The organism is Pseudomonas sp. PvP028 (genome assembly GCF_017832255.1).
GTDB lineage: Bacteria > Pseudomonadota > Gammaproteobacteria > Pseudomonadales > Pseudomonadaceae > Aquipseudomonas > Aquipseudomonas syringae.
On sequence record NZ_JAFIBL010000001.1, the window covers coordinates 1,950,171 to 1,974,536 of the forward strand.

Sequence of the window (24,366 nt, forward strand, 5' to 3'; positions counted from 1 at the left end):
CCCAAGAACGGCAACGCCGTGCCGGGTGCGGTTCCTAAACAGATCGACAGGCCGGACAGACGGTCCAGCGCTCACCATTTCTAATGGAGAGGTGACTATGGATCTTTTTAAGTGCCTAGCTCGTATGGGCAACCGACCAATTCGTATTGCTACCGTATTTTCATCCTTGATGTGCGCGCAGCAAGGCTTTGCACAAATTCCCGTAACCGTTACCAGCCAGGTAACCGAATCCCCAATGACTATCGCTGAGTTTGCTTCTAACTCCACCCGCTGGGGCCAGCAGGTTCAACAGATGGCTTCTCAGATTGATCAGATGAAGCAGCAGTACGGAGCGATCACAGGCTCGCGAGGACTCGGAAGAGTGTTCGATGACCCTCAGCTTCGAGAGTATCTGCCTCAAGAATGGCAAGCGGTGTATGACTCAGTGAAACGTGGCGGTTATACAGGCCTAGATGGCCGTGCGGAGACGATCTATGCAGATAACAAGGTGTTCGATGCATGCCAAAGTTTCGCTCAGGATGAACAACGTACTGCCTGCCAGGCGCAAGCCGTAAAACCATCACAGGACAAGGCTTTCGCATTGGATGCCTATGATCAAGCCAAAGGTAGGCTGCGTCAGCTTGATCAGCTCATGGGGCAAATTGATAAAACCCAAGACCCCAAAGGCATCGCCGAGCTACAGGGGCGCATTGCTGCAGAGCAAGCAATGATTCAAAACGAGCAGACCAAGTTGCAGATGTTCCAAATGGTGGCTCAGGCAGAGGACAAGGTACAGGAGCAGAGGCAGCGTGAATTGAATGCCCAGATTCTTGATAAGCGAGGATTCAAAACTCGCACCATGCTGAACCTGGGGGGAAATTGAAATGGTCTCGTACGCTCACATCCTCCCGATCATCGTTTGCTTCTTCATTCTCACGTCATTGCGTAGATTCTGGTTGTGTATCGGCCGGTTCGGCGCTCTGAAAGAAGTATCGCGGCGTGCCCCAGAACTGATTCAGAGTGATCTGCTCGCCGCCGCTACGGCAGTGATGCCATTCCTCTTGGCGCTTGCTGATTGGCTCCAGATAGTCCCGCCTCGAGCAACAGGCCCGATTTCATCAACGCTTGCAGTTTTGATTTCATTTGCCTGCGCGCTTGCCTCGGCTCTTTTGGTTTCGCAGGCCGAAGCTCGCATTGCTGGTAGTTGGGCTGGCACAAGAGAAAGTGCCCTGCGCACGCTTGCCGCTTTGCAGATTATCGATGCTGCCGAACTCGCTTACTCCCTTAAATACGCAGAACAGTTTCGAGCTAAGGCTCGTTGCGCATCGCCCCGGAACCTGAGCGTTGTCGAGCGGGAGGATCAGGAATGATTACCTCTCGTTGGTTGGTTTTGTTTCCCTTACTGCTCACAGGGTGCGGAGCGGATGAACCTGTCCGCTCTGTCGATTGGTACAAGGCTTATAACGCGGAAAGGGCGATTCATATTTTGGAATGTGAGCGTGATCCGGGAAGGCTTGCGTTGACGCCGAATTGCGTCAATGCCAAGCAGGCCGAGAATGAGCTGCGGCTTGCCGAGCGAGCGTTCCGTAAGCGCGAGACTTTAGATTTGAAGGAGCGGTGACTATGGAATCCAATTTCTACGAATGGGTAGGTGGATCTATCGACGTAGTTTTGAACGACTACGTCCAGCTCATGGCGCAGAGTGTCATTGGCGACTTCTCCGTTTTGCTCGCCTTGGGTGGTGCGCTATTTTTCATGACGATGGGACTATTGTCCGTCGGCGGCTTCATTGAGCAACCTTTACCACATCTCTTCAAAATCGCACTTAAATGGGCATTCATTGGCGCCCTAGCATTAAACGCCAACACGTACCTTGGATGGGTCGTAGAAGCGGTTCGTGGCTTGGAGGTTGGGTTGGCCGATGCGTTTTCACCCAATGGTAAGGGAGCTACAGCGACGTCTGTCTATCAGGTAATCGACAGGGCTATGACTGATGGTTTCAAAATTGCATCTGATCTCCTTGCCCGCGCAGGGAGGCGAGGCATAACGGAGATAGGCATGATGTGCTATGACTTGCTCATGGCTGGCACGATGCTCGTCGCAACATTTCTGATCACGCTGCCTGCTGGTGCCATGATCATTGCCGCCAAGGTGCTGATGTCGTTTCTGCTGGGGTGTGGCCCGATCTTCATAGCAATGCTGCTTTTCGGCCAGATGACCGGCAAGTGGTTCGACCAATGGTTTGCACAAGTGATGAACTACATCATGCAGAGCGCAGCGATAACGTCCGTGCTGACGTTAGGTATGAAATTTTTCACAACGATGTTGGCTGACATCCAGCCGACTGCTGGGAATGGCCCCGCTACCGATATGTTGGAGGTCTTGGCGCTGAGTGGGATAGTCCTCTACATGGTCTATCAGGCCAGCGCCTTGGGAAGTCAACTTGCGGGTGGTTTATCGTCCAGCGCGATTACACTAAGGCAGATGGCCCAAGCTGCTATGAATCCCGCAAAGGCGGTTTATAACGCTGTTAACCCCATGACAACACGGCGCGATCTTCAGTCAGGCATGATGACCAGCGCGAGGGCGGCCAATCACTGGGTCGCGGGCAATACTGCTTGGAACCCGGCTTATCGACAGCACGTGATGCAAAACCTTGGACGTAACTGGGGTAAGGCAAGGGGAGGGAAGGTCAGTAGCTAGCAGATTAAAACCGCAGTGCAGTGAATCGCGCTGCGCGCCCTGGCGGGCTTACCCAAAGGGGCTCTGCCCCTCTGGACTTCCCGCCCTCGCCGGTAGCAGGGGCCGTTGGGAAAAGCGCCCAGCAACCCCCGCAGATAGGATTTGGAATTGCATTGCGTCAAGGGTTCGCTTCGCCGTCATCCTCACCCGGTCCCGCTTCGCGGGCTGCGGCCTCCGGTGACGCCCTTGCCCCCCCTTGCCTATCTAGCGCTGAAATTGTCTTGTTTTTAATCATTGAGTACTTGTAGGGCCCATGAATAGTCCAGACATCATCGACGTTTCGGGTGCGGAAATGCTTCGTCGTCAAAAAGCAGTTGATTATGCCCGCGCATCGCTTGCGCTTGAGGGTTTTGTAATCAGCAACGATGAAGAGCAACGTGCACAGGCCTTCGTGAACGGCAAGCTGACCCTTGCTGAATTTATCTCTGTAGAAATTGCTCAATAGCTGGAGGCTGGGTCAAGGGCATCACCGCAGGCCGCAGCGGAGCGGAGCCCGAAGGGCGAGCACCGAACGGGTGAGGATGATGGGCAAAGCCTTTACCCTTGATGCAGCTGTAAGCGACCAAGCCTAGCGACAGGGGGAGGAACAAGGCGAAGCCGCCGGACCTGCCCCTGCCGCCCGTCCGGCAAGGATAGGACGCGGAATGCAACCGAAGGGGTTGCCCAAGCGAAGCGCGGAGATGAACGGCGAATAAAGGCGAGGTTTCACAGCGCTCCGCTCCTACGCTTGTGGCTGCTGATATTTTCTATTCAGAACTGCGGCTATGTGCTTTGGCATGCCGGAGATGTTTGCATCCGCAACCGATCTCGTCTTAATTACCCGCTTCGTTTTGGGGGGCTGGTCTGGCAATGACGAACTCTGCTTGTTTGCCATGGCGCGTGCAATCGTGGGTGAGAACTTACCTTCCCTGTAGCGTTTGAGAACTGCTTTAAACCATCTGTTAGGTGCCTTAACTCTACCTGCTTCCAGGTTACCTGCTAGCTCATCAAGAAGCATCTGAGCGGCTTGTTGATCCACATCTATCAATAAAGCCTCGATGAGCCTCCGCTCTGTGGCGGCCAGTGTTGGCCATGTGAGCGTATGCTTCGGTGGAATCTCGCTGGTGTTAGGTTTTGTTCTAGTTTCTTTTATATTGGTATGGTTTGTATTGTTTTCTCTTTTTATTGGTATATCCCCCTTGGGGCCAAGGGATGGTTTCCCGGGCAGTGGCTCACCATGGCATGATCGACCATCCCCTGGTTTTTGGGGGGATGGTTCACTGGGGGTATAGGTGACAAAATTCTCCCAGATGATCTTCCCTGATTCATTCTGGAAACGCTCCTGCTTGAAGTAGCCTAACGCCCTTAGCTCCTTGCTTGTGGCGCTCCATTGCTGCTCGCTGAGGCCAAATTTTCCACGTATGTGGCCGACTCTAAGCTCCCAGCCTTCGTTCTGACCCAGCATCCAAGACAAGACCACGCGCGCGCGCCAGCTCAGCCTGCTCTCCGTTAGGACGCTTGCTGGAACAATGCAGTAGGGCGGCCTTTTGACTTTGAAGGTTTGATCCGTGCTCATGGGATTGCAATTCCACGCTCTCCGTCGAGCGACAATACCTCCTTGACTTGGAGGGTGCGGAAATAAACTCGCCGGCCGATCTTGAGCATCGTAGGTTTGAGTCTTTTAGAAATTTCGGTGTTTGAGTAGAGGGCCACTCTAACTCCTTCTGGAGATCGGCCTAATATCGCGGCAATGTCTACGATGCTCATTAGTGGGCCAAAGCGCTCAAGCAAATATTGTTCGGTCGTCATTGTCAATCAACCATAGTTGCTAATAGTTAGGCGTATCTTTGGGTAATGATGCGCAGTCGTCAAATGGCTACGCCTCGGTTTTCGACCAAGGCGTATTAGTTTGGATTAAAGACTTTGTTAGTCTGTGGTTGCCAAAATATATAGTTTTGGCTAATTGGCAGGTGTTGAAAAGCTAATGTGTATAGGGCTTTACCTGAAATCTATTGTTGGCTAATGTGTAATAGAAATTATTTTTTGCCTATTTTTTAGCTTTCAAGCTATCGAGCCTCACCACCAGGTCCTCCGCGCGAAGATGCGTATATCGTTTCAACATCTGCATTGACTTGTGGCCGCTGATGCTAGAAACCTCTTGGTCTGAAAGCCCACCTTCAACCAATCGGATGACTGCCTCATGGCGGAGGTCGTGGAAGCGGAAATCTGGCATGCCCAGCTTAGATTTGAGCAATCCCCAGATTTTCGTGAAGGCATAAGGGCGCCGCTTTCCGTCCTTTCCAGGTTCACCAAAAAAGATCAAATCGCAATCGATGGGGCGCACAGGGTTTTGAAGTGCTGCTTGGAATGTCGCTGCAGCGAGCTTGCTAAGTGGCACAGTCCGGGCGCTGTCGTTCTTCGTTACCAGAAGGTGTGCTACGCGCTTTTTGACATCGACCTGATGCCGACGTAGTCCTGTGATTTCAGACGACCGCATACCTGTTTCCAAGGCGATGCTGACGATCCATCCGAGCATAGGGTTGCTGTGCTTGTTTACCTCTTTCAGCAAGCGACGTTCCTCGTCTGCTGTAAGCCGACGATTTCGGCCTTCACCTGGGCTCGGTTTGCGAATGTTGAGCACAGGGTTGTATGTGAGTCCGAGGCCCCATTCCTGAATTGCGACAGTGAATAGGTGGCTAAGGAGGGCAAGCTCTAGCCGCACGGTGTTATTGCTGGTTGGTTGGCCGCGGTTGGTCAGGGAGCCCAGGCGTGTATCGCGATAGTTGGCAATAACCTCGGATGACAGAGCTGCCAGCGAGTATTTGCCCAGGTGCTTGATCAACTGCTGAGCCTTGGTTGCCTCAGCCTTCTGCGTGGTGGGCTTTTTGGTAGGGCTGACTTCACGCAGATATCGCTGCAGCGCATTTTCGAGCGTCATACGCTCGGAGCCGCTGCGCTGGATGTAGACACCCCTCACCATCTCGTCTTCGGTGCGCCGAGACCAGTCCTCCGCATCACGCTTGGTGCGGAAGGTTTTGGCCACTGTTGGCCAGCCGGTTTTGCGGATCAAAGCCTTCCAAGTGCCGGAAGGAGTTTTGACAAGTGTTGCCATCTGAAAGGACTCCAAAGGTGTACTGGCGCACCAGCACTGTACCGATTTTGTACCTTTGGACCATAGGACTGTATTAGTGAAGAACCACCCAGAAACGCGAAAGCCGCGCAATGCGCGGCTTTGAAGTTGGTGGGCCCACACGGACTCGAACCGTGGACCAAAGGATTATGAGTCCTCTGCTCTAACCAACTGAGCTATGGGCCCTCAGTAGGTCGCGGATTATAACGGCGGTTTCGCGGCTGTGCTATCCGAAAAGTCCGAAAGATTCATAAGAAGAAATCTTGCGCGAAATTCTTCGGCGTCGAGGGGCAGGCTGACGATGTAGCCCTGGATCTGTTCGCAGCCTTCGCTGGTCAGGAATTGCTGCTGCTCGCTGTTCTCCACGCCCTCGGCGATCACGGTCAGTTGCAGGCTGCGCCCTAGGGCGATGATGGCGCGGACGATGGCGGCGTCGTGGGTGTCTTCCGGCAGGCCGCGGACGAAGGACTGGTCGATCTTGAGGATGTCCAGTGGCAGGCGTTTGAGGTAGCTCAGTGAGGAGTAGCCGGTGCCGAAGTCGTCGATCGCCAGCTGCACGCCGAGTGTCTTCAATTGGTGCAGCACGGCCAGCGCTTCCTGGGTCTGGCTCATGATGAAGTTTTCGGTGATCTCCAGTTGCAGGCAGCCGGGTTCCAGGCCGTTGTCCGTGAGCAGCTGTTCGATGCGTTCCAGCAGGTTGGTCTGGCGCAGTTGCGCGCCTGCCAGGTTCACCGAGAGCGGGCCGAACGGCTGACAGGTCTTGCGCCATACGCCCATCTGGCGGCAGGCCTGCTCCAGCACCCAGTCGCCAATCTGCAGGATCATGCCGTTTTCTTCAGCCAGGGGAATGAAGTGCTCGGGCGGCACTTCGCCAAAGGTCGGGTGGTTCCAGCGGATCAGGGCTTCTGCGCCTGCCAGTGTTTGGGTCGTCAGGTTGATTTTGGGCTGGTAGGCCAGTGTCAGTTGATTGCGCTCCAGGGCTCGTCTCAGTTCCTGCTCGAGGGCGATGCGCTCGCTGGCCTGCTCACTAAGGTCGCAGGTATAGCTTTCGACGCGGTTGCGGCCTTTTGCCTTGGAGCGGTACATCGCAGCGTCGGCATTTTTGACCAGTGTGGCTACGTCGGTGCCGTCGGTGGGGAACACGCAGCTGCCGATGCTGGGACTGATGTAGAGCTCATGTTCGCCAGCCTCGAAGGGCGTGTTGAAGCAGGCCAGTAATTTATTGGCGATGGCCTGCGCGTCGCTGGCTTGCAGCAGGCCGGGCAGCAGAACGATGAACTCGTCGCCGCCCAAGCGTGCGACGGTGTCGATGTCGCGCAGGGTCTCCTTGAGGCGGTGTGCGATGCCTTTGAGCAGCAGGTCGCCGACCGGGTGGCCCAGGCTGTCATTGATGTGCTTGAAGCGATCCAGATCGAGGAACAGAACTGCGCCGAGACTGCCGGATTCTTCGCTGTGCAGCAGGGCGGCCTGAAGCCTGCTCTCGAATAGTATTCGGTTGGGCAGGCCGGTGAGCGGGTCATGGTGGGCCTGATAGTCGAGGCGCGCCTGGGCGTGTTTGAGGCTGGAGATGTCGGCGAAGACGGCGACGAAGTGGGTCAGGAGGTCGTCTTTGTTGCGCACGGCACTGATGGTCAGCCAGCTCGGGTAGAGCTCGCCGTTCTTGCGGCGGTTGCTGATTTCGCCCTGCCAGTGGCCCTCGGCTGTGAGTTGGTGCCACATCGCGGCATAGAACGCGCTGTCATGTTGGCCAGAGGCAAGCAGGCGAGGGGTCTGGCCGATGGCTTCACTTTCGCTGTAGCCAGTGATTTCCGTGAACGCGCGGTTGACGGCGCTGATGCTCTGGTCGGTATTGGTGATGAGCACACCTTCGGCAGTGCTCTCGAAAACAGTCGCCGCCAGATGCAGTTTCTCCTGCATTTGCCTGCTTTCGGTGATATCGCGTGTGATCGTCAGCAGACAGTCTTCGCCGGCGATGATGAGGGGTTGAGAGGACAGTTCGCACAGTCGAATATCGCCATTGTTGTGACGAATGCGGACCCGCATGTCTTTGACGAAGCCATGCTTTTTCATGCGTTCGATGAGCCTTGAGCGCTCGCTCAGGTCAACCCAGATGCCCAGGTCAAATGTCGAGTGGTCAAGGCAGTACTTTTCGCTGTACCCGGTCTGACGGCAAAACCCTTCGTTGACCTCCAGCAGCATGCCGTCCTGTTGCCGGGTAATCGCCATCCCGTCAGGCGAGGCATGAAAGGCTTTGGCGAACTTCTCTTCGGAAAGCTGCAGTTGTTGGCGGGCCAGTTTGAGCTGGGTGATGTCACGCACTATCACCAGCACGGCAGGTATCGGGCTATGCTCGAACGGTTGGGCGGACATGAGCCCTGAAAAGGTTTCGCCGTTTTTGCGCCGAAAGGGTATCTCCAGATTATGGATATCGTCGGTCTGCAATTGCAGCAAGACTTTTGGGCCGATGCCTGGCACTGCCCACAGATTCAGTTCTGTCGGTGTCTTGCCAATCACTTCATCAAGGGGGAGGCCGGTTCGCTCTACGAACGCCTCGTTGGCGTCCATGATGTGCCCGTCAGCAAGGCTGACGATAAGCATGGCATCCGGACATTGAGCGAAGATCGAGGCGAATTTTCCCTCGGACAGGCACGACGCTTCCCGGTCACTGTTGTTGATTACTCCACGCATATGCGGCTTACGTCCGTGTCTGACTATCGCTGGTGATGGTGTGGCGTAACCTTGTAACTTCAATGATCCAAGGCTTGGTTCGAAGAGCGCTGGTGTCTGGTGTGATACATAGTTGTAGGTCAATTCTTCAGGAGCTGCAATTAGACTGATGTCTGACCTCTTCTTGATTGGGTCAATTGACAACTGAGCCTGCAAACTTTGAATTTTCTTTTGCCCCGGAAACGCAAAACCCCCGGCATGCCGGGGGTTTTGTTGACTCGCTGGTGCGATTACTCGTCGAGGAACGAGCGCAGGTGCTCGCTTCTTGTCGGGTGACGCAGCTTGCGCAGTGCCTTGGCTTCGATCTGACGAATCCGCTCGCGGGTTACGTCAAACTGCTTACCAACCTCTTCAAGCGTGTGGTCGGTATTCATGTCGATGCCGAAACGCATGCGCAGAACCTTGGCTTCACGGGCAGTAAGGCCCGACAGCACTTCGCGTGTCGCTTCCTTCAGGCTTTCAACAGTGGCGACATCGATTGGCGACTGCATGGTCGAGTCTTCGATGAAGTCACCCAGGTGCGAATCTTCGTCGTCACCGATCGGGGTTTCCATGGAGATCGGCTCTTTTGCGATCTTCAATACCTTGCGGATTTTATCCTCAGGCATTTCCATGCGTTCGCCCAGCTCTTCCGGGGTCGGTTCGCGACCCATTTCCTGCAACATCTGCCGGGAAATGCGGTTGAGCTTGTTGATCGTCTCGATCATGTGCACCGGAATACGAATGGTGCGTGCCTGGTCGGCAATCGAGCGAGTGATTGCCTGACGGATCCACCAGGTGGCATAGGTCGAGAACTTGTAGCCACGACGGTATTCGAACTTGTCCACAGCCTTCATCAAACCGATGTTGCCTTCCTGGATCAAATCGAGGAATTGCAGGCCACGGTTGGTGTACTTCTTGGCGATGGAGATCACCAGACGCAAGTTCGCTTCAACCATCTCTTTCTTCGCGCGGCGGGCCTTGGCCTCACCGATCGACATGCGACGGTTGATGTCCTTGATCTCGGCGATTTTCAGGCCGGTCTCTTCTTCCAGTGCGGACAGCTTCTGCTGGCAACGCTGGATGTCAGGCTGCAGGCGACCGATGGCTTCGGCGTATTTGCTCTTGCCCTTGGCCAGTGCGTCAGTCCAGCTTTCGTCAACTTCGTTGCCCGGGAACTGGCGCAAGAAGTCGGCGCGCGGCATACGTGCATCACGTACACACAGCTGCATGATGGCGCGTTCCTGAGCACGAAGACGCTCAAGAGCACCGCGTACACGCTCTACCAGACCTTCAAACTGTTTTGGAACCAGTTTGATCGGCATGAACAGTTCGGCCAGCGCAACCATTTCGGCAATGGCGTGCTTGTCGTCGCGACCAAATTTCTTCAGGGCCTTGCGGGTGATTTCCATTTGATCGGAAACCGCACCGAAGCGCTGCTGGGCGATGACCGGATCAGGACCGCTCTCGACTTCGTCTTCTTCGTCGCTGGCGTCTGCCGACTCTTCCTCGTCGTCATCGGCCCCTTCTGCCTTCGCGGCTTTGGGGTCGACAGGCGGCGGGACTTCGGCAGGCGGCGCAATGCCGTCGTCCGGGTCGATATAGCCGCTCAGGACATCGGAAAGGCGACCGCCTTCACTGGTGACGCGTGTGTATTCGGAGAGAATGTGGTCAACCGTGCCTGGGAAGTGCGCAATTGCGCCCATCACTTCACGGATGCCTTCTTCGATACGTTTGGCGATTTCGATTTCGCCTTCACGGGTCAGAAGTTCAACGGTACCCATTTCCCGCATGTACATACGAACAGGATCGGTGGTACGCCCGATGTCGGTCTCGACCGCTGCCAACGCTGCAGCCGCTTCTTCTGCGGCTGCCTCGTCGGTATCGGCGTCGGCCAGCATCAAGGCGTCCGCATCCGGAGCACTCTCGTGTACCGGGATCCCCATGTCGTTGATCATGCGGATGATGTCTTCCACCTGCTCGGGATCTGAAATATCCTCGGGCAAGTGGTCGTTGACCTCTGCGTAAGTCAGATACTTCTGCTCACGACCCAGGGTGATCAACTCTTTGATACGAGATTGCTGTTGCGCTTTTCCGGACATAACACCCTATCCACTGAAGGTCTTGGCGGGCAAAAAACAAGCCGAGGATTATACCCGAGCTATGACCTCACGCGCCAGTTGAGGTCGGGGTTTGTGCGGGAACATTGCGATTTAGCAGTTCCCTAAGCTGAATTTTCTCTTCTGCGCTCAACTCGGTCTGCCGAGCCTTGCTGATCAGATGTTCCAGACTGCGCTCGCGTTGGCGAGCGGATAAGCTAGTTATAGTGTCGAAAAACTGTTGTTCAAGGTTATCGGCCTCAATCAGCCATTCCTTTTCTGCCAGGGCACGCAGCAAGCGGCCCTGTTCAGTACCGTGCCATCGCGCTATCAACTGTAACGACCGAAGGTTTGGATTCTTTTGCCGAGCCTCGATAAGAGCGACCAGCAGTTGTGCGTTGGATTGGTCTTCTGCAGCGAAATGGCTGGCATTTTCGACCTTTTCCGCCAATTCGGGGTGATGCAGCAGGGTTCTCAGTGCGGCCTGCATGGGCGGCTCGACGGCGGTGGGTACGCGCGGCGTTCGAGGTTCGAAGTCCTGGCGCTTGCCTTTTTTGCCCCAGGATTTGTTGTCCCATTTTTTTTGATTCGGACCGCCGGTTTTCTTCTGCGTCCATTCCTGCTGAGGCTCATAACCGCCTTGTGGCTGGTAATCGGCAAAATCAGGCATGGCGTCGTAGTCGACATACGGGTCGTAACTCGGTGGCGCCTCTGCCGGCGCGCTCTGCACCAACTGGCTGACGGCTTCGCCGGTCAGTCCGGTAATTTCGGTCAGGCGCTGACGCATCAGAATACGCAGGTTCGCGCCGGGTACCTTGTCGATCAATGGCGCCGCGAGGGTGGCCATGTGCGCCTTGCCCTCCAGCGAGCGCGGATCGGACTCTTTGGTCAGTTGCTCGAAAAAATAATCGGCCAGCGGCTGCGCGTGCTGATTGATGCGTGCCTTGAACGCGTCGGTGCCTTCGGAGCGCACCAGCGTGTCCGGGTCTTCGCCTTCGGGAAGAAACAGAAAGCGCGCCCGGCGTCCGTCCTGCAGGTTCGACAGGGTCGCTTCCAGCGCACGCCATGCAGCGTTGCGTCCGGCCTGATCGCCGTCGAAGCAGAACAGTACGTTAGGCACGACCCTGAACAGGCGCTTCAAATGCTCTTCGCTGGTTGCAGTACCCAGCGTGGCCACGGCATTGCGCAACCCTTGCTGGGCCAGGGCGATGACGTCCATGTAGCCTTCAACGACGATGATTTCATCGAGGTTGCGATTGAATTTGCGCGCCTCGAACAGCCCGTACAGCTCCTGGCCCTTGTGGAAAACCGGTGTTTCCGGGGAGTTCAGATACTTGGGTTTATCATCGCCCAGTACGCGGCCGCCAAAGGCGATGACGCGCCCGCGTGAGTCACGGATCGGAAACATCACCCGGTCGCGGAAGCGGTCGTAGCGTTTGCCGGTTTCGGCGTTCTCGATCAGCAGGCCGGCATCGATCATCACCTTTTGCTGCAATGAGTCGCTGCTCAGGTGCTTGTACAGGTTGTCCCATCCGGGAGGGGCGAAGCCCAGGCCAAAGTCCCTGGCAATTTCGCCGGACAGCCCGCGGCCCTTGAGGTAGTCCACCGCAGCCTTGCGTGACGGGTGGCTTTTCAGGGCCTGGCGGTAGAACTCGGCGGCGGCGGTCAGCAGCGGGTAGAGCGGGGAATCGGTCGGTTGTCGGGGCTTCTGGCCTTTTACGCTCTGTTCGCGAGGCACTTCCATGCCGGCGGCCTTGGCCAGGTCTTCGACGGCCTGGGGGAAGTCCAGGTTGTCGTGGTCCATGATGAAGCCGAGCGCGTTGCCACCTGCGCCGCAGCCGAAGCAGTAATAGAACTGCTTGTCCGGGCTGACGCTGAAAGAGGGTGTTTTCTCTTTGTGGAACGGGCAGCACGCGGTGTAATTCTTCCCGGCTTTCTTGAGCTGCACGCGCGAACTGACAACATCGACAATATCGGTGCGGTTCAGAAGGTCGTCGATAAAGCTCTGGGGAATCAGCCCGGCCATGGCGTTCTCATCATTCAAGCGTGGTGCAAAAGTATCGGATGACTCTACGAGCGTTCCGTCAGCCTGTCAGCCGTCTTTTTGAAGACGTCGGCAATAAACGGGCACGTCTTTGCATCCGAAGGACGGTGTTGGCCTGAAAGGAATAGATCTGATCCCGCGAGTGGATCAGAAAGGCCACAAGCTTTTTTGCCCACGGTGAGTGGTCAGAGCCTGAGGACACGGAAGACGCTGCCTTGGCTGAGCTTCTTGCGAAGTCATCAAGGCATACTCGTCTTGTCATCGGTCGATGTGCTGCCCGAGTGGGCATGACCGATGTAGCCTGTGAACAGGCCGGGACGTGCTTGACTGAATATCCGAGTCGCATGTGCGGCCTGGACAGGGTCAATCAATAAAGCAAACGCAAAACAGCGAAGCTGTAACTGCCGACAGCCCGGCTGGTTGGCCGGGCAAGGCAGAAGCTTGCGACGAAGGTCTGTAAATTAATACAGACGAACGGCGCGGCGCTGTTCGCGCTGGACTTTCTTGGCGTGGCGTTTGACAGCAGCTGCTGCCTTGCGCTTACGCTCCGAAGTCGGCTTCTCGTAAAATTCGCGGCTACGAACTTCAGCCAGAACACCGGCTTTTTCGCAGGAGCGCTTGAAACGACGCAGAGCTACGTCGAAGGGTTCGTTCTCTTTAACTTTGACGGCTGGCATCCAGAGCTACCTTCATTCATTACCGGGGTCAACGCTCAGTGCAAACACTGCACAAAAGTACGTCGGTTTTTAAGGGTTGCGGATGTTAACCCCTCATTGAGAGGAATGCAAAGCCTCTGATCGAAAACCGCTGGTCGGCACCTCGGTCGGCGACTATTATTCGCGCCTTCAAATCTGCCCCCTACAAGGCGCAACCCCATGCTAGTACTGGGATTAGAAACCTCCTGCGACGAAACCGGCGTCGCGTTATACGACAGCGAACGCGGTTTGCTTGCGGACGCATTATTCAGCCAGATCGACCTGCATCGTGCCTATGGCGGTGTGGTGCCGGAGCTGGCTTCGCGCGATCACGTCAAGCGCATGCTGCCCCTGATTCGCCAGACACTGGCCGAGGCGGACTGCGTGGCCACTGATATCGACGCCATTGCCTATACGGCCGGCCCTGGGCTGGTCGGCGCCTTGCTGGTCGGCGCTTCGTGCGCTCAGGCACTGGCGTTCGCCTGGGATATCCCGGCGCTGGGCGTGCATCACATGGAAGGTCATCTGCTGGCCCCGATGCTGGAAGAAAACCCGCCACAGTTCCCGTTCGTCGCCTTGCTGGTGTCGGGCGGCCATACGCAGCTGGTGCGCGTCGACGGCATCGGTCAGTACGAGCTGCTGGGCGAGACGCTGGATGATGCCGCAGGCGAGGCGTTCGACAAGACCGCCAAGATGATGGGCATGCAGTACCCCGGCGGTCCTGAGATTTCAAAGGCGGCCATGCAGGGCGTGGCAGGGCGTTTTGTCTTCCCTCGGCCAATGACCGATCGTCCAGGTCTGGAATTCAGCTTCAGCGGCCTGAAAACCTCTGCGCTTAATACCTGGCAGCAATGCCGGAACGCTGGAGACGACAGTGAGCAAACCCGCTGCGACATCGCTCTGGCCTTCCAGCAGGCGGTAGTGGAGACTTTGACCATCAAGTGCAAGCGTGCGCTCAAGCAGACCGGTCTCAAGAGCCTGGTGATTGCCGGTGGCGTCAGCGCCAACAAGGCACTGCGCGCTTCGCTGGAAAGCATGCTTGGCGACTTGCGCGGCCATGTCTATTACGCACGGCCCGAGTTTTGTACCGATAACGGCGCCATGATCGCGTTTGCCGGGTGCCAGCGCCTGCAGGTCGGGCAGAAGGAAGATTTGAGCATCAGCGTGCAGGCACGCTGGCCCATGGAGCAGTTGTCGGGGCTGTGACGGTAGACGAGGCGGGTTACGCCTCAGAAATGTCGTTCGCGCCCGGCGAGCAGGTCGCGTAGATTGCCGCGATGGCGCCAGACGATGAGCAGGGTCAACACGCTCATCGGCAGCAAAGCATGAGGCTCCTGCCACGCCAGCAATGGCAGGGTCAGGGGTGTGGCAATCAGGGCGGCAAGCGAGCTGGTGCGGGTCAGGTACAGCGTCAGCAGCCAGGCGACTATCGCCAGGGCAGCGGCGGGCGGATACAGGCCCAGCAGCACACCGGCGGCGGTCGCTACGCCTTTGCCACCGCGGAAGCGGAAGTAAAGCGGGAACAGATGGCCCAGCACTGCGCAGACGCCGATCCAGCCCTGTTGTGCGATGTCCATGCCCAAGGCGCTGGCGATCAGGATCGGCACCAGGCCTTTGCAGAGGTCGCCGAGCAGGGTCAGGATGGCGAGTTTTTTCCCGGCCAGACGCAGCATGTTGGTCGCGCCGGCATTGCCGGAGCCACTGGCGCGCGGGTCCGGCCTGCCGCTCAGGCGGCTGAGCAGGATGGCGAAGGACAGCGAGCCAAGCAGGTAGGCGAAGGTGGCCAGTAACCAAAACATGCGAACCATTCCGGGCGAGGATGCCCTGATTCTAACGGCGCATCGCGCCCTTGTCGTGCAGTGGAGAGTAGTGCTTGGACAGAGTTTTCATCGAGGGCCTTGAGGTCGATACGGTCATTGGCGCCTATGACTGGGAGCGCGGCATTCGTCAGTGCCTGCGTCTGGACCTCAGCTTTGCCTGGGACAATCGCCCCGCAGCCGCAGGGGACGATCTGAGCAAGGCCCTCGACTACGCCAGTGTCTCGACACGTATTCAGGCGTTCGCCGAGCAGGCACAGTTCCAGTTGGTGGAGACCTTCGCCGAGCGACTGGCCGAAGTGCTGATGGGTGAATTCAATATTCCCTGGCTGCGCCTGAAACTGACCAAGCCCGGTGCTGTAGCGGCCGCAGCCGGTGTGGGCGTGGAGATCGAGCGCGGATGTCGCTGACGCGGATTTTCCTCGGCCTGGGGAGCAACATCGAGCGTGAGCGCCATCTGGTTGCGGGGCTCGATGCGCTGGATGGCTTCCTGACCGACCTGAGCTGTTCGCCGGTTTTTGAAAGCCATGCCGTGGGTATCAAGAGCGGGCCATTCTTCAATCTCGTGGTGTCGGCACTGACCGATCTGCCCTTGATGGAGCTGGATCGTCGCCTGAAATTCATCGAAGCGGACAATGGCCGTTATGCCCCGGATCGCAAAGGGTTGCCGCTGGATATCGATGTGCTGCTGTACGGCGAACAGGTCGGTAATTTCGACGGGCTGATCTTGCCGAGGGCAGAAATTCTGAAGAATGCCTTCGTACTGCGTCCATTGGCGTTGATTGCCTCTGAACGTCTGCATCCCGGTGTGGGGATTTCTTTCAGCAAACTCTGGGCTGATGCGCAGATCGATCAGCAGCTTTGGCCGGTGGCGTTCCAGTGGCGCGGGTTGGCACTGACGCCTGAGGATTTGCTGCGTAGCTGAGCCTGTCCGCGCCTTCCAGCTCTGACGCTTCTCGTGCCAAAGCTGAAGATCGGACGCAGAGCGTCCAGGGCTGCGCTACCACGCGGAGCGCGGGAGCGATAACCGTGCACGAGAGGCTGTCAGGCGAGGTGCTCGACCTTGTAGGTTTTCAGTGCCTTCAAGCGCTCGTTCTTCAGTGCGTCACCCAGTTCCTTGCCTTTCAGGCCCTGTTCCAGCAACGGCTGTACTGATACCGCGCGTGCGACCTCGGCGGCGCCGCGCAGGTAGTCGGCCTGTGGATAACTGCGTTGCTCGAAGCCGTGACGCCCCTTGGCGTCCATCTCGCATGCGGCAATGAACTCTTCAAAGCGCTGCGGGCGGCGGTAGACGTCGAAGCTTTGCAACAGCTCCAGCAGGGTCGAGGGTTTCAGCTCCAGCGCACGGTGGCCATGAGTGTGGTACTGGCCGACCAGCAGCGCCAGTTCCTGGCAGTCCCGTGGTACACGAAAACGCTCGTTGACCGCTTTTATCAGGCGCAGGCCGGTGTGTTCATGGGCGATGTGCCTTGGCCATTCGGCTTCCGGCGTCAGCCCTTTGCCGAGGTCGTGCAGCAGGCAGGCCCAGCGCACTGTCAGCGGGTGTTTGTGGCGTGCGGATTGCTCAAGGACGCTGAGCACGTGGACGCCAGTGTCTATTTCCGGATGATGCGCCGCCGGCTGCGGTACACCAAACAACGCTTCGACTTCGGGCATCAGCTCTTTGAGCGCGCCGCAGTCGTGCAGTACCTGGATGAACACCTGAGGCTGTTCTTCCATGAGTGCGCGAGAGATTTCCTTCCAGCTTCGCTCGGCAGTCAGCGCCTTGAGTTCGCCCGATTCACTGAGCTGTCGCATCAATCCCAGGGTCTCGGGCGCGATGGTAAAACCGTAACCGGCGTAGCGCGCTGCGAATCGGGCCACACGCAAGACTCTGAGGGGATCTTCGGCGAATGCGGGTGAAACGTGACGTAATATCCGCGCTTCCAGATCCTTCTGGCCGTTGTAGGGATCGGTTAAATTACCGTCCTTGTCTTCAGCCATGGCATTGATCGTCAGGTCGCGCCGAATTAAGTCCTGCTCGAGCGTTACCTCGGGGCTGGCGTGGAAAACAAAGCCCCCATAGCCCACACCGCTCTTGCGCTCGGTGCGCGCCAGCGCGTATTCCTCATTGGTCAGCGGATGCAGAAACACCGGGAAATCTGTACCGACCGGGCGATAGCCCTTGATCAGCATGTCCTCGGTGCTTGCGCCGACTACCACCCAGTCGATGTCCGTGACAGGTTGACCCAGAAGACGGTCGCGTACAGCACCGCCCACTTTATAAATCTGCATAAAAAGCCTCCGTAAGCGCGACAGGATAAACCTTGTGTCGTACTTATGGAGGCTAAAGCTGTATGAGCAAGCGTTTAACGCGCTAGTGCCCTAGCGCTTAAAGGTGGACGACCGCCATATCAAGCCGGGGATACTCACTGTCGGCATGCTCGCCTTTCGGTGGTACGTGATGAGTCTTGACCACCTGATCGCCCTGCAAGGTTTCCAGGTGGATGTCAAAGCCCCACAGCCGGTGCAGGTGTTTGAGCACCTCGTCTGTCGAGTCACCAAGCGGTTTGCGATTGTGCTGTTGATGGCGCAAGGTCAGCGAGCGGTCGCCTCGGCGGTCGATGCTGTAGATCTGCACATTGGGCTCCCGATTGCCCAGGTTGTACTGTGCAGCGAGTATTTCGCGGATGGTCCGATAGCCGTTTTCATCATGAATGGCGGGCACCAGCAGGTCGTCCTTCTGGTCGTCGTCCATGATGCTGAACAGCTTCAGGTCGCGAATCACCTTGGGCGACAGGTACTGGAGAATGAAGCTCTCGTCCTTGAAGCTGGTCATCGCGAACTTGATCGCCGTCAGCCAGTCGCTGCCGGCAATTTCCGGAAACCATTGGCGATCCTCATCGGTAGGGTGTTCGCACATCCGCCGGATGTCCTGATACATGGCAAAGCCCAGCGCATAGGGATTGATGCCGCTGTAGTAGGGGCTGTCAAAACCGGGCTGGAAAATAACGCTGGTGTGCGACTGCAGGAACTCCATCATAAAGCCGTCGGTGACCAGCCCTTCGTCGTACAGGTCATTCATCAGCGTGTAGTGCCAGAACGTCGCCCAGCCTTCGTTCATCACTTGGGTTTGGCGCTGTGGATAGAAATACTGCGCGATCTTGCGCACGATGCGCACCACTTCGCGCTGCCATGGTTCCAGCAGCGGGGCGTGTTTCTCTATGAAGTAGAGAATGTTTTCCTGCGGCTCGGCCGGAAAGCGCGCGTTGTCTTCCTTGCTGCTCTTGTCGGCACTTTTCGGGATGGTGCGCCAAAGATCGTTGATCTGTCGCTGAAGGTGCTCCTCCCGGTCCTTCTGCCGACGCCGCTCTTCTTCGGCTGAAATCGGGTAGGGGCGCTTGTAGCGGTCCACACCGTAGTTCATCAGCGCATGGCAGGAGTCGAGCAAGTCCTCCACAGCATCGATGCCATGGCGCTCCTCGCATTGCATGATGTACTGCTTGGCGAACACCAGGTAATCAATGATCGAACTGGCATCGGTCCAGGTGCGGAACAGGTAGTTGCCCTTGAAGAAGCTGTTATGGCCATAGCACGCATGGGCCACCACCAGCGCCTGCATGCAGATGGTGTTTTCTTCCATCAGGTAGGCAATACACGGGTCGGAGTTGATGACGATCTCGTAGGCCAGGCCCATCTGGCCGCGAGAATAGGATTTTTCCGTGCTGAGGAAGTGTTTGCCGTAGGACCAATGGTGATAGCCCAGCGGCATGCCCACCGAGGCATAGGCGTCCATCATCTGCTCGGCCGTGATCACTTCGATCTGGTTGGGATAGGTGTCCAGCGCGTACCGCTCGGCAATTCTGCCGATTTCGCGGTCGTAGGCGCGGATCAGTTCGAATGTCCACTCTGACCCCGTGGAAAGGGGTTGGCGCTTCTGCTCTCTGGCGGTCATGACACTAACCTTCGCTGAAAGAGTTCGCGGAATACCGGATAGATATCACCGGCAGAGACCAGCTGTTGCTGGGCAAACGTGTCGGCAAAATCTTCACCGATGCGTTCGTATTCGTACCACAAGGCCTGGTGCTCACGCGGCGTGATTTCCACGTACGTGTAGTACTGCACGAAAGGCATGATCTGTTTGGTGAGGATTTCCCGGCAAATGGGCGAATCGTCGTTCCAGTTGTCGCCATCGGACGCCTGTGCCGCGTAGATATTCCAGTCGCTGCTCGGGTAGCGTGCGGCCATGATTTCCTGCATCAGTTTCAAGGCGCTGGAAACGATGGTGCCGCCGGTTTCCCGGGAATAGAAAAACTCTTCCTCGTCCACTTCGCGGGCGCTGGTGTGGTGACGAATGAAGACCACGTCGATCTTGTCGTAGTTACGCTTGAGAAACAGGTACAGCAGGATGAAGAAGCGCTTGGCGATGTCCTTGGTCGCCTGGGTCATGGAGCCGGAGACGTCCATCAGGCAAAACATGACCGCTTTTGAGCTGGGGTTGGGTTGCTTGACCAGCAGGTTGTACTTGAGGTCGAAGGTATCGAGATAGGGCACACGACGAATGCGAGCCTTCAGTCGGTCGATTTCTACTTCCAGTTCCTGAAGGTCGCCGAAGTTATCCGGCTCTTCGCGCTTCATGCGCTCAAACTCGGCGGTCGCTTCCCTGAGTTTCGCTCGACTGCTACCGGACAGTGCGATGCGGCGTGCATGCGCCGAACGCAGTGTGCGGATGATGTTGATCCGTGACGGGTTGCCTTCGTTGCTGATCCCGGCGCGCACGGTCTTGAAGGTGTCGGTGCCGGTCAGGTTGCGCTTGACCAGGTTCGGCAGCTCCAGGTCTTCGAACATGAACTCAAGAAACTCTTCCTGGGTAATCTGAAACGAAAACTCATCCATCCCTTCGCCGGAATTGCCCGCCTTACCGGGGCCTTTACCGCCAGCGCCACCTTGAGGGCGGGCGATGTGCTCACCGGTGGTGAATTCCTTGTTGCCAGGATGAACAACGGTCTGCTTGCCGCCGCGACCGTGGTGCAGGACCGGTTCGTCGATGTCACGCCCGGGAATGCTGATCTGTTCGCCGTGTTCCATGTCAGTGATGGAGCGCCGGCTGACCGCTTCCTCCACTGCCTTCTTGATGTGGTCACGGTAACGCCGCAGAAACCGCTGGCGGTTTACCGTGCTCTTGTTCTTGCCGTTGAGACGTCGGTCGATCACATAGCTCATAGGCTCCTCCGGGGAGCTTCAAGTTGTAAGCCTCAAGCTGCAAGCGAGCAAACGATCAATCCCGAGACCGGGTGTTGATCGCTTGTCGCCTGCAGCTGATAGCTTGAAGCTTGCAGCTGCTTTACTGCGATTTCCGCACGCGCAGATACCATTCGGAAAGCAAACGTACCTGCTTGTCCGTGTAGCCCCTCTCGACCATTCGTGTCACGAAGTCGTTGTGCTTCTGCTGATCTTCTTTGCTGGCCTTGGCATTGAAGCTGATGACCGGCAGGAGGTCCTCGGTGTTGGAGAACATTTTCTTCTCGATCACCACCCGCAGCTTCTCGTAGCTGAGCCAGGTCGGGTTCTTGCCATTGTTGTTGGCGCGGGCACGCAGTACGAAGTTGACGATTTCGTTGCGGAAATCTTTCGGGTTGCTGATGCCAGCCGGTTTCTCGATCTTTTCCAGCTCCTCGTTCAAGGCCACGCGGTTGAGGATCTCGCCGGTTTCCGGATCACGGTATTCCTGATCCTGAATCCAGAAGTCCGCATACAGCACGTAGCGATCGAAAATGTTCTGACCGTACTCGCTGTAGGATTCCAGGTACGCCGTCTGGATTTCCTTGCCGATGAACTCGATATAGCGCGGTGCCAGGTATTCCTTGATAAAGCGCAGATAGCGCTCGCGCGTTTCAGCAGGGAACTGCTCCTGTTCGATCTGCTGCTCCAGTACGTAGAGCAAATGCACCGGGTTGGCGGCGATTTCATGCGGATCGAAGTTGAACACCTTGGACAGAATCTTGAACGCGAAGCGGGTAGACAGACCATTCATGCCTTCGTCGACGCCCGCACTGTCGCGGTACTCCTGGATCGACTTGGCTTTAGGGTCGGTGTCTTTCAGGTTCTCGCCGTCATACACGCGCATCTTGGAGTAGATGTTGGAGTTGTCCGGCTCTTTGAGGCGCGACAGCGTGGTGAACTGCGCGAGCATTTTCAGGGTGTCCGGCGCGCAGTGCGCCTTGGACAGCGAGCTGTTGAACAGCAACTTGTCGTAGATCTTGATCTCGTCGCTGACACGCAGGCAGTACGGCACCTTCACGATGTAGATACGGTCGATGAAGGCTTCGTTGTTCTTGTTGTTGCGGAAGCTGTGCCACTCCGATTCGTTGGAGTGCGCCAGCAAAATACCGGTGAACGGGATCGCGCCCAGCCCTTCGGTACTGTTGTAGTTGCCTTCCTGGGTTGCGGTGAGCAGCGGGTGAAGGACCTTGATCGGGGCCTTGAACATCTCGACGAATTCCATCAGGCCCTGGTTGGCCCGGCACAGCGCGCCCGAGTAGCTGTAGGCATCGGCATCGTTCTGCGGGAATTCTTCCAGTTTGCGGATATCCACCTTGCCGACCAGCGCAGAGATGTCCTGGTTGTTTTCGTCGCCGGGTTCGGTTTTCGCCACGGCAATCTGGTTGAGAATCGAAGGGTAGAGCTTCACCACCTTGAACTGGCTGATGTCGCCACCGAACTCGGCCAGGCGTTTGGTCGCCCAGGGCGACATGATGGTGCTCAGGTAGCGTCGCGGAATCCCGAAGTCTTCTTCGAGAATCGCGCCGTCCTCCGTAGCGTTGAACAGGCCCAAGGGCGACTCGAAGACAGGCGAGCCCTTGATGGCGTAGAACGGGACTTTTTCGATCAGTTGCTTGAGTTTTTCCGCCAGGGACGATTTACCGCCACCCACCGGGCCGAGCAGATACAGGATTTGCTTTTTCTCTTCCAGGCCTTGGGCGGCATGGCGGAAATACGAAACGATCTGGTCGATGCATTCTTCCATTCCGTGGAAGTCGGCAAAGGCCGGATAGCGGCGTATGACCTTGTTAGAGAAAATGCGCGACAGCCTGGAGTTGGCGGAGGTATCCACCAGTTCAGGCTCGCCGATGGCCAGCAGAAGACGTTCTGCGGCAGAGGCATAGGCGCTGCGATCCTGTTTGCAGAGCTCCAGATACTCCTGTAGCGAGAGCTCTTCTTGCCGCGTGCTTTCGAAGCGTTGTTGGAAGTGGCTGAATATACTCATGACGTCACCTCGCTCGATACGTGGAGCCGGCGGCGGATCGTCAGTCGATGCTGGCAGCGACCTAATTACGGCCGCTGTTTCCCCCCAGAACACCCTAAAAGTAACTACCGATGACCCACGCGCCGGTGTACCGGCTCTCCCCTGAATACGGATGGCCTAGGCTAAGGATAGTTCGGATTCGGAAAGATAAAGAAGGGATGCGCGAGAAGACGGGCTGACCGTTCGTCAGATGGCTCGCGAGCCCGCGTAGAACGCGGGATCAGCTGTCATAAAAATATTTTCTATCAGCCTTGCACGGTTTCTTGCGGGTAAGTGGCGCGCCACAGCTCGAAACCGCCGTCCACGCTGTACACATCGGAGAAACCCTGGCCGACCAGATAGGCTGCAGCGCTCTGGCTGGAGTTGCCGTGGTAGCAGACGACCACCAGCGGCTTGTCCAGATCGGCTTCGCGGATGAAGTCAGCGATCGAGTGGTTGTCCAGATGCACGGAATCGGGAATGTGATTGCTCTCGAAAGCCTGTGGGTCCCGAACATCGACCAGCACGGCGCCTTGCTCGCGCAGAGCCTGGGCCTGTTCAGGTGGGATACGTTTGAATTCAGTCATTGCCTGGGCTCCTGAGCCTGAGGTTACGGAAGGGGAGTAGCGCCGGGTTGCACGCGGGTAACAAGCCCGTCGGCGGCATTGCCGATAGCATCGCAATTGCACTGATGACGTTCAAGCGTATCGACATTGAGCAGCGTCATCGAGCCGCCCCAGACACATCCGCTGTCGAGGGCGAAGACGTCAGGTTCGTCGCAGCGACCTTCAAGCGCAGCCCAGTGGCCGAAAATGATTTTCACGTCGCGGGTCTTGCGGCTCTGGTGGCTGAACCAGGGCGCGTAGCCAGGTATCGCGGTGCCGACCCCTTCCTTGCTCTTCAGATCGAGTTTGCCGTCGCTGGTGCAGAAGCGCATGCGGGTGAAGTAGTTGGTGATGACCCGCAGACGCGTCACGCCTTGCAGGTCGTTGTCCCACTTGGCCGGTTCATTGCCGTACATGCCGTCGAGAAAGGCGCCGTACAACGTGTCGTCCTGCAGCGCGTGCTCGACTTCGGCAGCGTGCTTCAAGGCCTTTTTCAGCGTCCATTGTGGCGCGATACCGGCATGCACCATGGCGACGTTGCGTTCTGCGTCGTAATGCATGAGCTTCTGCCGACGCACCCAGCCAAGCAGGTCGTCACGATCAGGCGCTTCAAGGATTTCAAGCAGCGTGTCGCCTTTCTTCAGCAGCTCTTTTTTACGGGCCACTGCCAGCAGGTGCAGGTCATGATTGCCGAGCACGCACACCAGCGATTCGCGAATGTTGTACAGATAGCGAAGCGTTTCCAGCGATTGCGGGCCACGGTTGACCAGGTCACCCACCAGCCAGAGGCGATCCTGCTCCGGGTTGAAGTGCACGTGCTCGAGCAGGCATTGCAGAGGTTCAAGGCAGCCTTGCAGATCACCGACCGCGTACACCGCCATCAGTGCAGCGAGCCCGGAACGGCCAGACGGAAAGGCTCGATAACGGCATCGAAGCGTTTGCCGTCTTCGGCCAGCATCTGGTAAGTGCCCTGCATATTGCCGACCTTGGTGGTCATGACCGTACCACTGCTGTAGGTATGGCTTTGGCCGACCTTGATCAGTGGCTGCTGGCCGACCACGCCTTCACCACGTACTTCCTCGACATTGCCATCACCGTCGGTAATGACCCAGTGCCGCGACAGCAGCCGGGCAGGGAGCTCGCCATTGTTGTGCACGGTAATGGTGTAGGCGAAAGCGAAGCGGTTCTGCTCGGGTTGCGACTGCTCCGAGAGGAAGCGTGTGACGACGCTGACGTCGACTTTGTAACGAGAATCGGGCATGCAATAGGCCTTGAAATCCATAGCTGCGAAAAAAGGGCGTGTGCG

At 57.2% G+C, this 24,366-nt stretch carries 23 protein-coding genes and 1 tRNA gene; 8 read left to right on the forward strand and 16 right to left on the reverse strand.

Annotated features, from left to right (window positions below; genetic code table 11):
• Positions 1-97: 97 nt before the first annotated feature.
• From virB5 to JOE34_RS08655, 5 genes are all read left to right on the forward strand, one after another.
• The gene (virB5, locus tag JOE34_RS08635; RefSeq protein ID WP_010419296.1) at positions 98-862 is read left to right on the forward strand and encodes a P-type DNA transfer protein VirB5; all 765 of its coding nucleotides are present in this window, start codon (positions 98-100) and stop codon (positions 860-862) included.
• Position 863: 1 nt separating this feature from the next.
• A complete protein-coding gene (locus JOE34_RS08640) occupies positions 864-1,349 on the forward strand; it encodes a hypothetical protein (protein ID WP_209995573.1) in 486 nt (161 codons plus the stop codon).
• Positions 1,346-1,600 carry an EexN family lipoprotein gene (locus JOE34_RS08645; protein ID WP_010419308.1) on the forward strand — a complete coding sequence of 85 codons (255 nt, stop codon included), beginning with the start codon at positions 1,346-1,348 and terminating at the stop codon, positions 1,598-1,600. The genes JOE34_RS08640 and JOE34_RS08645 overlap by 4 nt, the downstream gene beginning before the upstream one ends.
• 2 nt (positions 1,601-1,602) lie before the next feature.
• Positions 1,603-2,682: a type IV secretion system protein gene (locus JOE34_RS08650; RefSeq protein ID WP_010419312.1), complete on the forward strand. Its 1,080-nt coding sequence runs from the start codon at positions 1,603-1,605 to the stop codon at positions 2,680-2,682.
• A 292-nt stretch (positions 2,683-2,974) separates the two neighbouring features.
• Entirely contained in the window at positions 2,975-3,166 is a 192-nt protein-coding gene (locus JOE34_RS08655) for an antitoxin VbhA family protein (RefSeq protein ID WP_010419316.1), read from the forward strand.
• 276 nt (positions 3,167-3,442) lie between these two features.
• On the opposite strand, the gene JOE34_RS08660 is transcribed toward JOE34_RS08655, so the two are convergent.
• From JOE34_RS08660 to rpsU, 8 genes are all read right to left on the reverse strand, one after another.
• Positions 3,443-4,276: a hypothetical protein gene (locus tag JOE34_RS08660; RefSeq protein ID WP_010419319.1), complete on the reverse strand. Its 834-nt coding sequence runs from the start codon at positions 4,274-4,276 to the stop codon at positions 3,443-3,445.
• Complete coding sequence (locus JOE34_RS25825; protein WP_010419322.1) at positions 4,273-4,509, reverse strand: hypothetical protein; 237 nt, start codon at positions 4,507-4,509, stop codon at positions 4,273-4,275. The genes JOE34_RS08660 and JOE34_RS25825 overlap by 4 nt, the downstream gene beginning before the upstream one ends.
• Positions 4,510-4,747: 238 nt before the next feature.
• Positions 4,748-5,812 carry a site-specific integrase gene (locus JOE34_RS08665; protein WP_209995575.1) on the reverse strand — a complete coding sequence of 355 codons (1,065 nt, stop codon included), beginning with the start codon at positions 5,810-5,812 and terminating at the stop codon, positions 4,748-4,750.
• A gap of 127 nt (positions 5,813-5,939) precedes the next feature.
• Positions 5,940-6,016, reverse strand: a tRNA-Ile gene (locus tag JOE34_RS08670).
• Between the two features lie 15 nt (positions 6,017-6,031).
• Positions 6,032-8,518: a bifunctional diguanylate cyclase/phosphodiesterase gene (locus tag JOE34_RS08675; RefSeq protein WP_209995582.1), complete on the reverse strand. Its 2,487-nt coding sequence runs from the start codon at positions 8,516-8,518 to the stop codon at positions 6,032-6,034.
• A 269-nt stretch (positions 8,519-8,787) separates the two neighbouring features.
• The gene (rpoD, locus tag JOE34_RS08680; protein WP_003316235.1) at positions 8,788-10,638 is read right to left on the reverse strand and encodes an RNA polymerase sigma factor RpoD; all 1,851 of its coding nucleotides are present in this window, start codon (positions 10,636-10,638) and stop codon (positions 8,788-8,790) included.
• 67 nt (positions 10,639-10,705) lie between these two features.
• Positions 10,706-12,661, reverse strand: a complete 1,956-nt coding sequence (dnaG, locus tag JOE34_RS08685) for a DNA primase (protein WP_003411786.1) — start codon at positions 12,659-12,661, stop codon at positions 10,706-10,708.
• A gap of 479 nt (positions 12,662-13,140) precedes the next feature.
• The gene (gene rpsU / locus JOE34_RS08690) at positions 13,141-13,356 is read right to left on the reverse strand and encodes a 30S ribosomal protein S21 (RefSeq protein WP_002551877.1); all 216 of its coding nucleotides are present in this window, start codon (positions 13,354-13,356) and stop codon (positions 13,141-13,143) included.
• Positions 13,357-13,554: 198 nt separating this feature from the next.
• Between rpsU and tsaD the strand changes: the two genes are divergently transcribed.
• A complete protein-coding gene (gene tsaD / locus JOE34_RS08695) occupies positions 13,555-14,580 on the forward strand; it encodes a tRNA (adenosine(37)-N6)-threonylcarbamoyltransferase complex transferase subunit TsaD (protein ID WP_003394970.1) in 1,026 nt (341 codons plus the stop codon).
• Between the two features lie 23 nt (positions 14,581-14,603).
• On the opposite strand, the gene plsY is transcribed toward tsaD, so the two are convergent.
• On the reverse strand, positions 14,604-15,173 hold the full coding sequence (plsY, locus tag JOE34_RS08700) for a glycerol-3-phosphate 1-O-acyltransferase PlsY (RefSeq protein ID WP_003394968.1): 570 nt from the start codon (positions 15,171-15,173) through the stop codon (positions 14,604-14,606).
• A gap of 74 nt (positions 15,174-15,247) precedes the next feature.
• Between plsY and folB the strand changes: the two genes are divergently transcribed.
• Positions 15,248-15,601: a dihydroneopterin aldolase gene (gene folB / locus JOE34_RS08705; protein ID WP_003316242.1), complete on the forward strand. Its 354-nt coding sequence runs from the start codon at positions 15,248-15,250 to the stop codon at positions 15,599-15,601.
• Positions 15,592-16,116 carry a 2-amino-4-hydroxy-6-hydroxymethyldihydropteridine diphosphokinase gene (gene folK / locus JOE34_RS08710; RefSeq protein WP_209995584.1) on the forward strand — a complete coding sequence of 175 codons (525 nt, stop codon included), beginning with the start codon at positions 15,592-15,594 and terminating at the stop codon, positions 16,114-16,116. Before folB ends, folK begins: the two co-directional genes overlap by 10 nt.
• Positions 16,117-16,235: 119 nt before the next feature.
• Here folK and JOE34_RS08715 read toward each other — a convergent pair whose 3' ends face one another.
• From JOE34_RS08715 to apaG, 7 genes are all read right to left on the reverse strand, one after another.
• Entirely contained in the window at positions 16,236-17,465 is a 1,230-nt protein-coding gene (locus tag JOE34_RS08715) for a multifunctional CCA addition/repair protein (RefSeq protein WP_024683319.1), read from the reverse strand.
• Positions 17,466-17,562: 97 nt separating this feature from the next.
• Entirely contained in the window at positions 17,563-19,125 is a 1,563-nt protein-coding gene (locus JOE34_RS08720) for a SpoVR family protein (RefSeq protein WP_003419771.1), read from the reverse strand.
• A complete protein-coding gene (locus JOE34_RS08725; protein WP_003316246.1) occupies positions 19,122-20,393 on the reverse strand; it encodes a YeaH/YhbH family protein in 1,272 nt (423 codons plus the stop codon). The genes JOE34_RS08720 and JOE34_RS08725 overlap by 4 nt, the downstream gene beginning before the upstream one ends.
• A 121-nt stretch (positions 20,394-20,514) precedes the next feature.
• Complete coding sequence (locus tag JOE34_RS08730) at positions 20,515-22,437, reverse strand: PrkA family serine protein kinase (RefSeq protein WP_003341169.1); 1,923 nt, start codon at positions 22,435-22,437, stop codon at positions 20,515-20,517.
• Positions 22,438-22,721: 284 nt separating this feature from the next.
• On the reverse strand, positions 22,722-23,042 hold the full coding sequence (gene glpE, locus JOE34_RS08735; RefSeq protein ID WP_003341167.1) for a thiosulfate sulfurtransferase GlpE: 321 nt from the start codon (positions 23,040-23,042) through the stop codon (positions 22,722-22,724).
• Positions 23,043-23,065: 23 nt separating this feature from the next.
• On the reverse strand, positions 23,066-23,941 hold the full coding sequence (locus JOE34_RS08740) for a symmetrical bis(5'-nucleosyl)-tetraphosphatase (RefSeq protein WP_057445874.1): 876 nt from the start codon (positions 23,939-23,941) through the stop codon (positions 23,066-23,068).
• A complete protein-coding gene (apaG, locus tag JOE34_RS08745) occupies positions 23,941-24,321 on the reverse strand; it encodes a Co2+/Mg2+ efflux protein ApaG (protein WP_003316251.1) in 381 nt (126 codons plus the stop codon). The genes JOE34_RS08740 and apaG overlap by 1 nt, the downstream gene beginning before the upstream one ends.
• Positions 24,322-24,366: the final 45 nt, after the last annotated feature.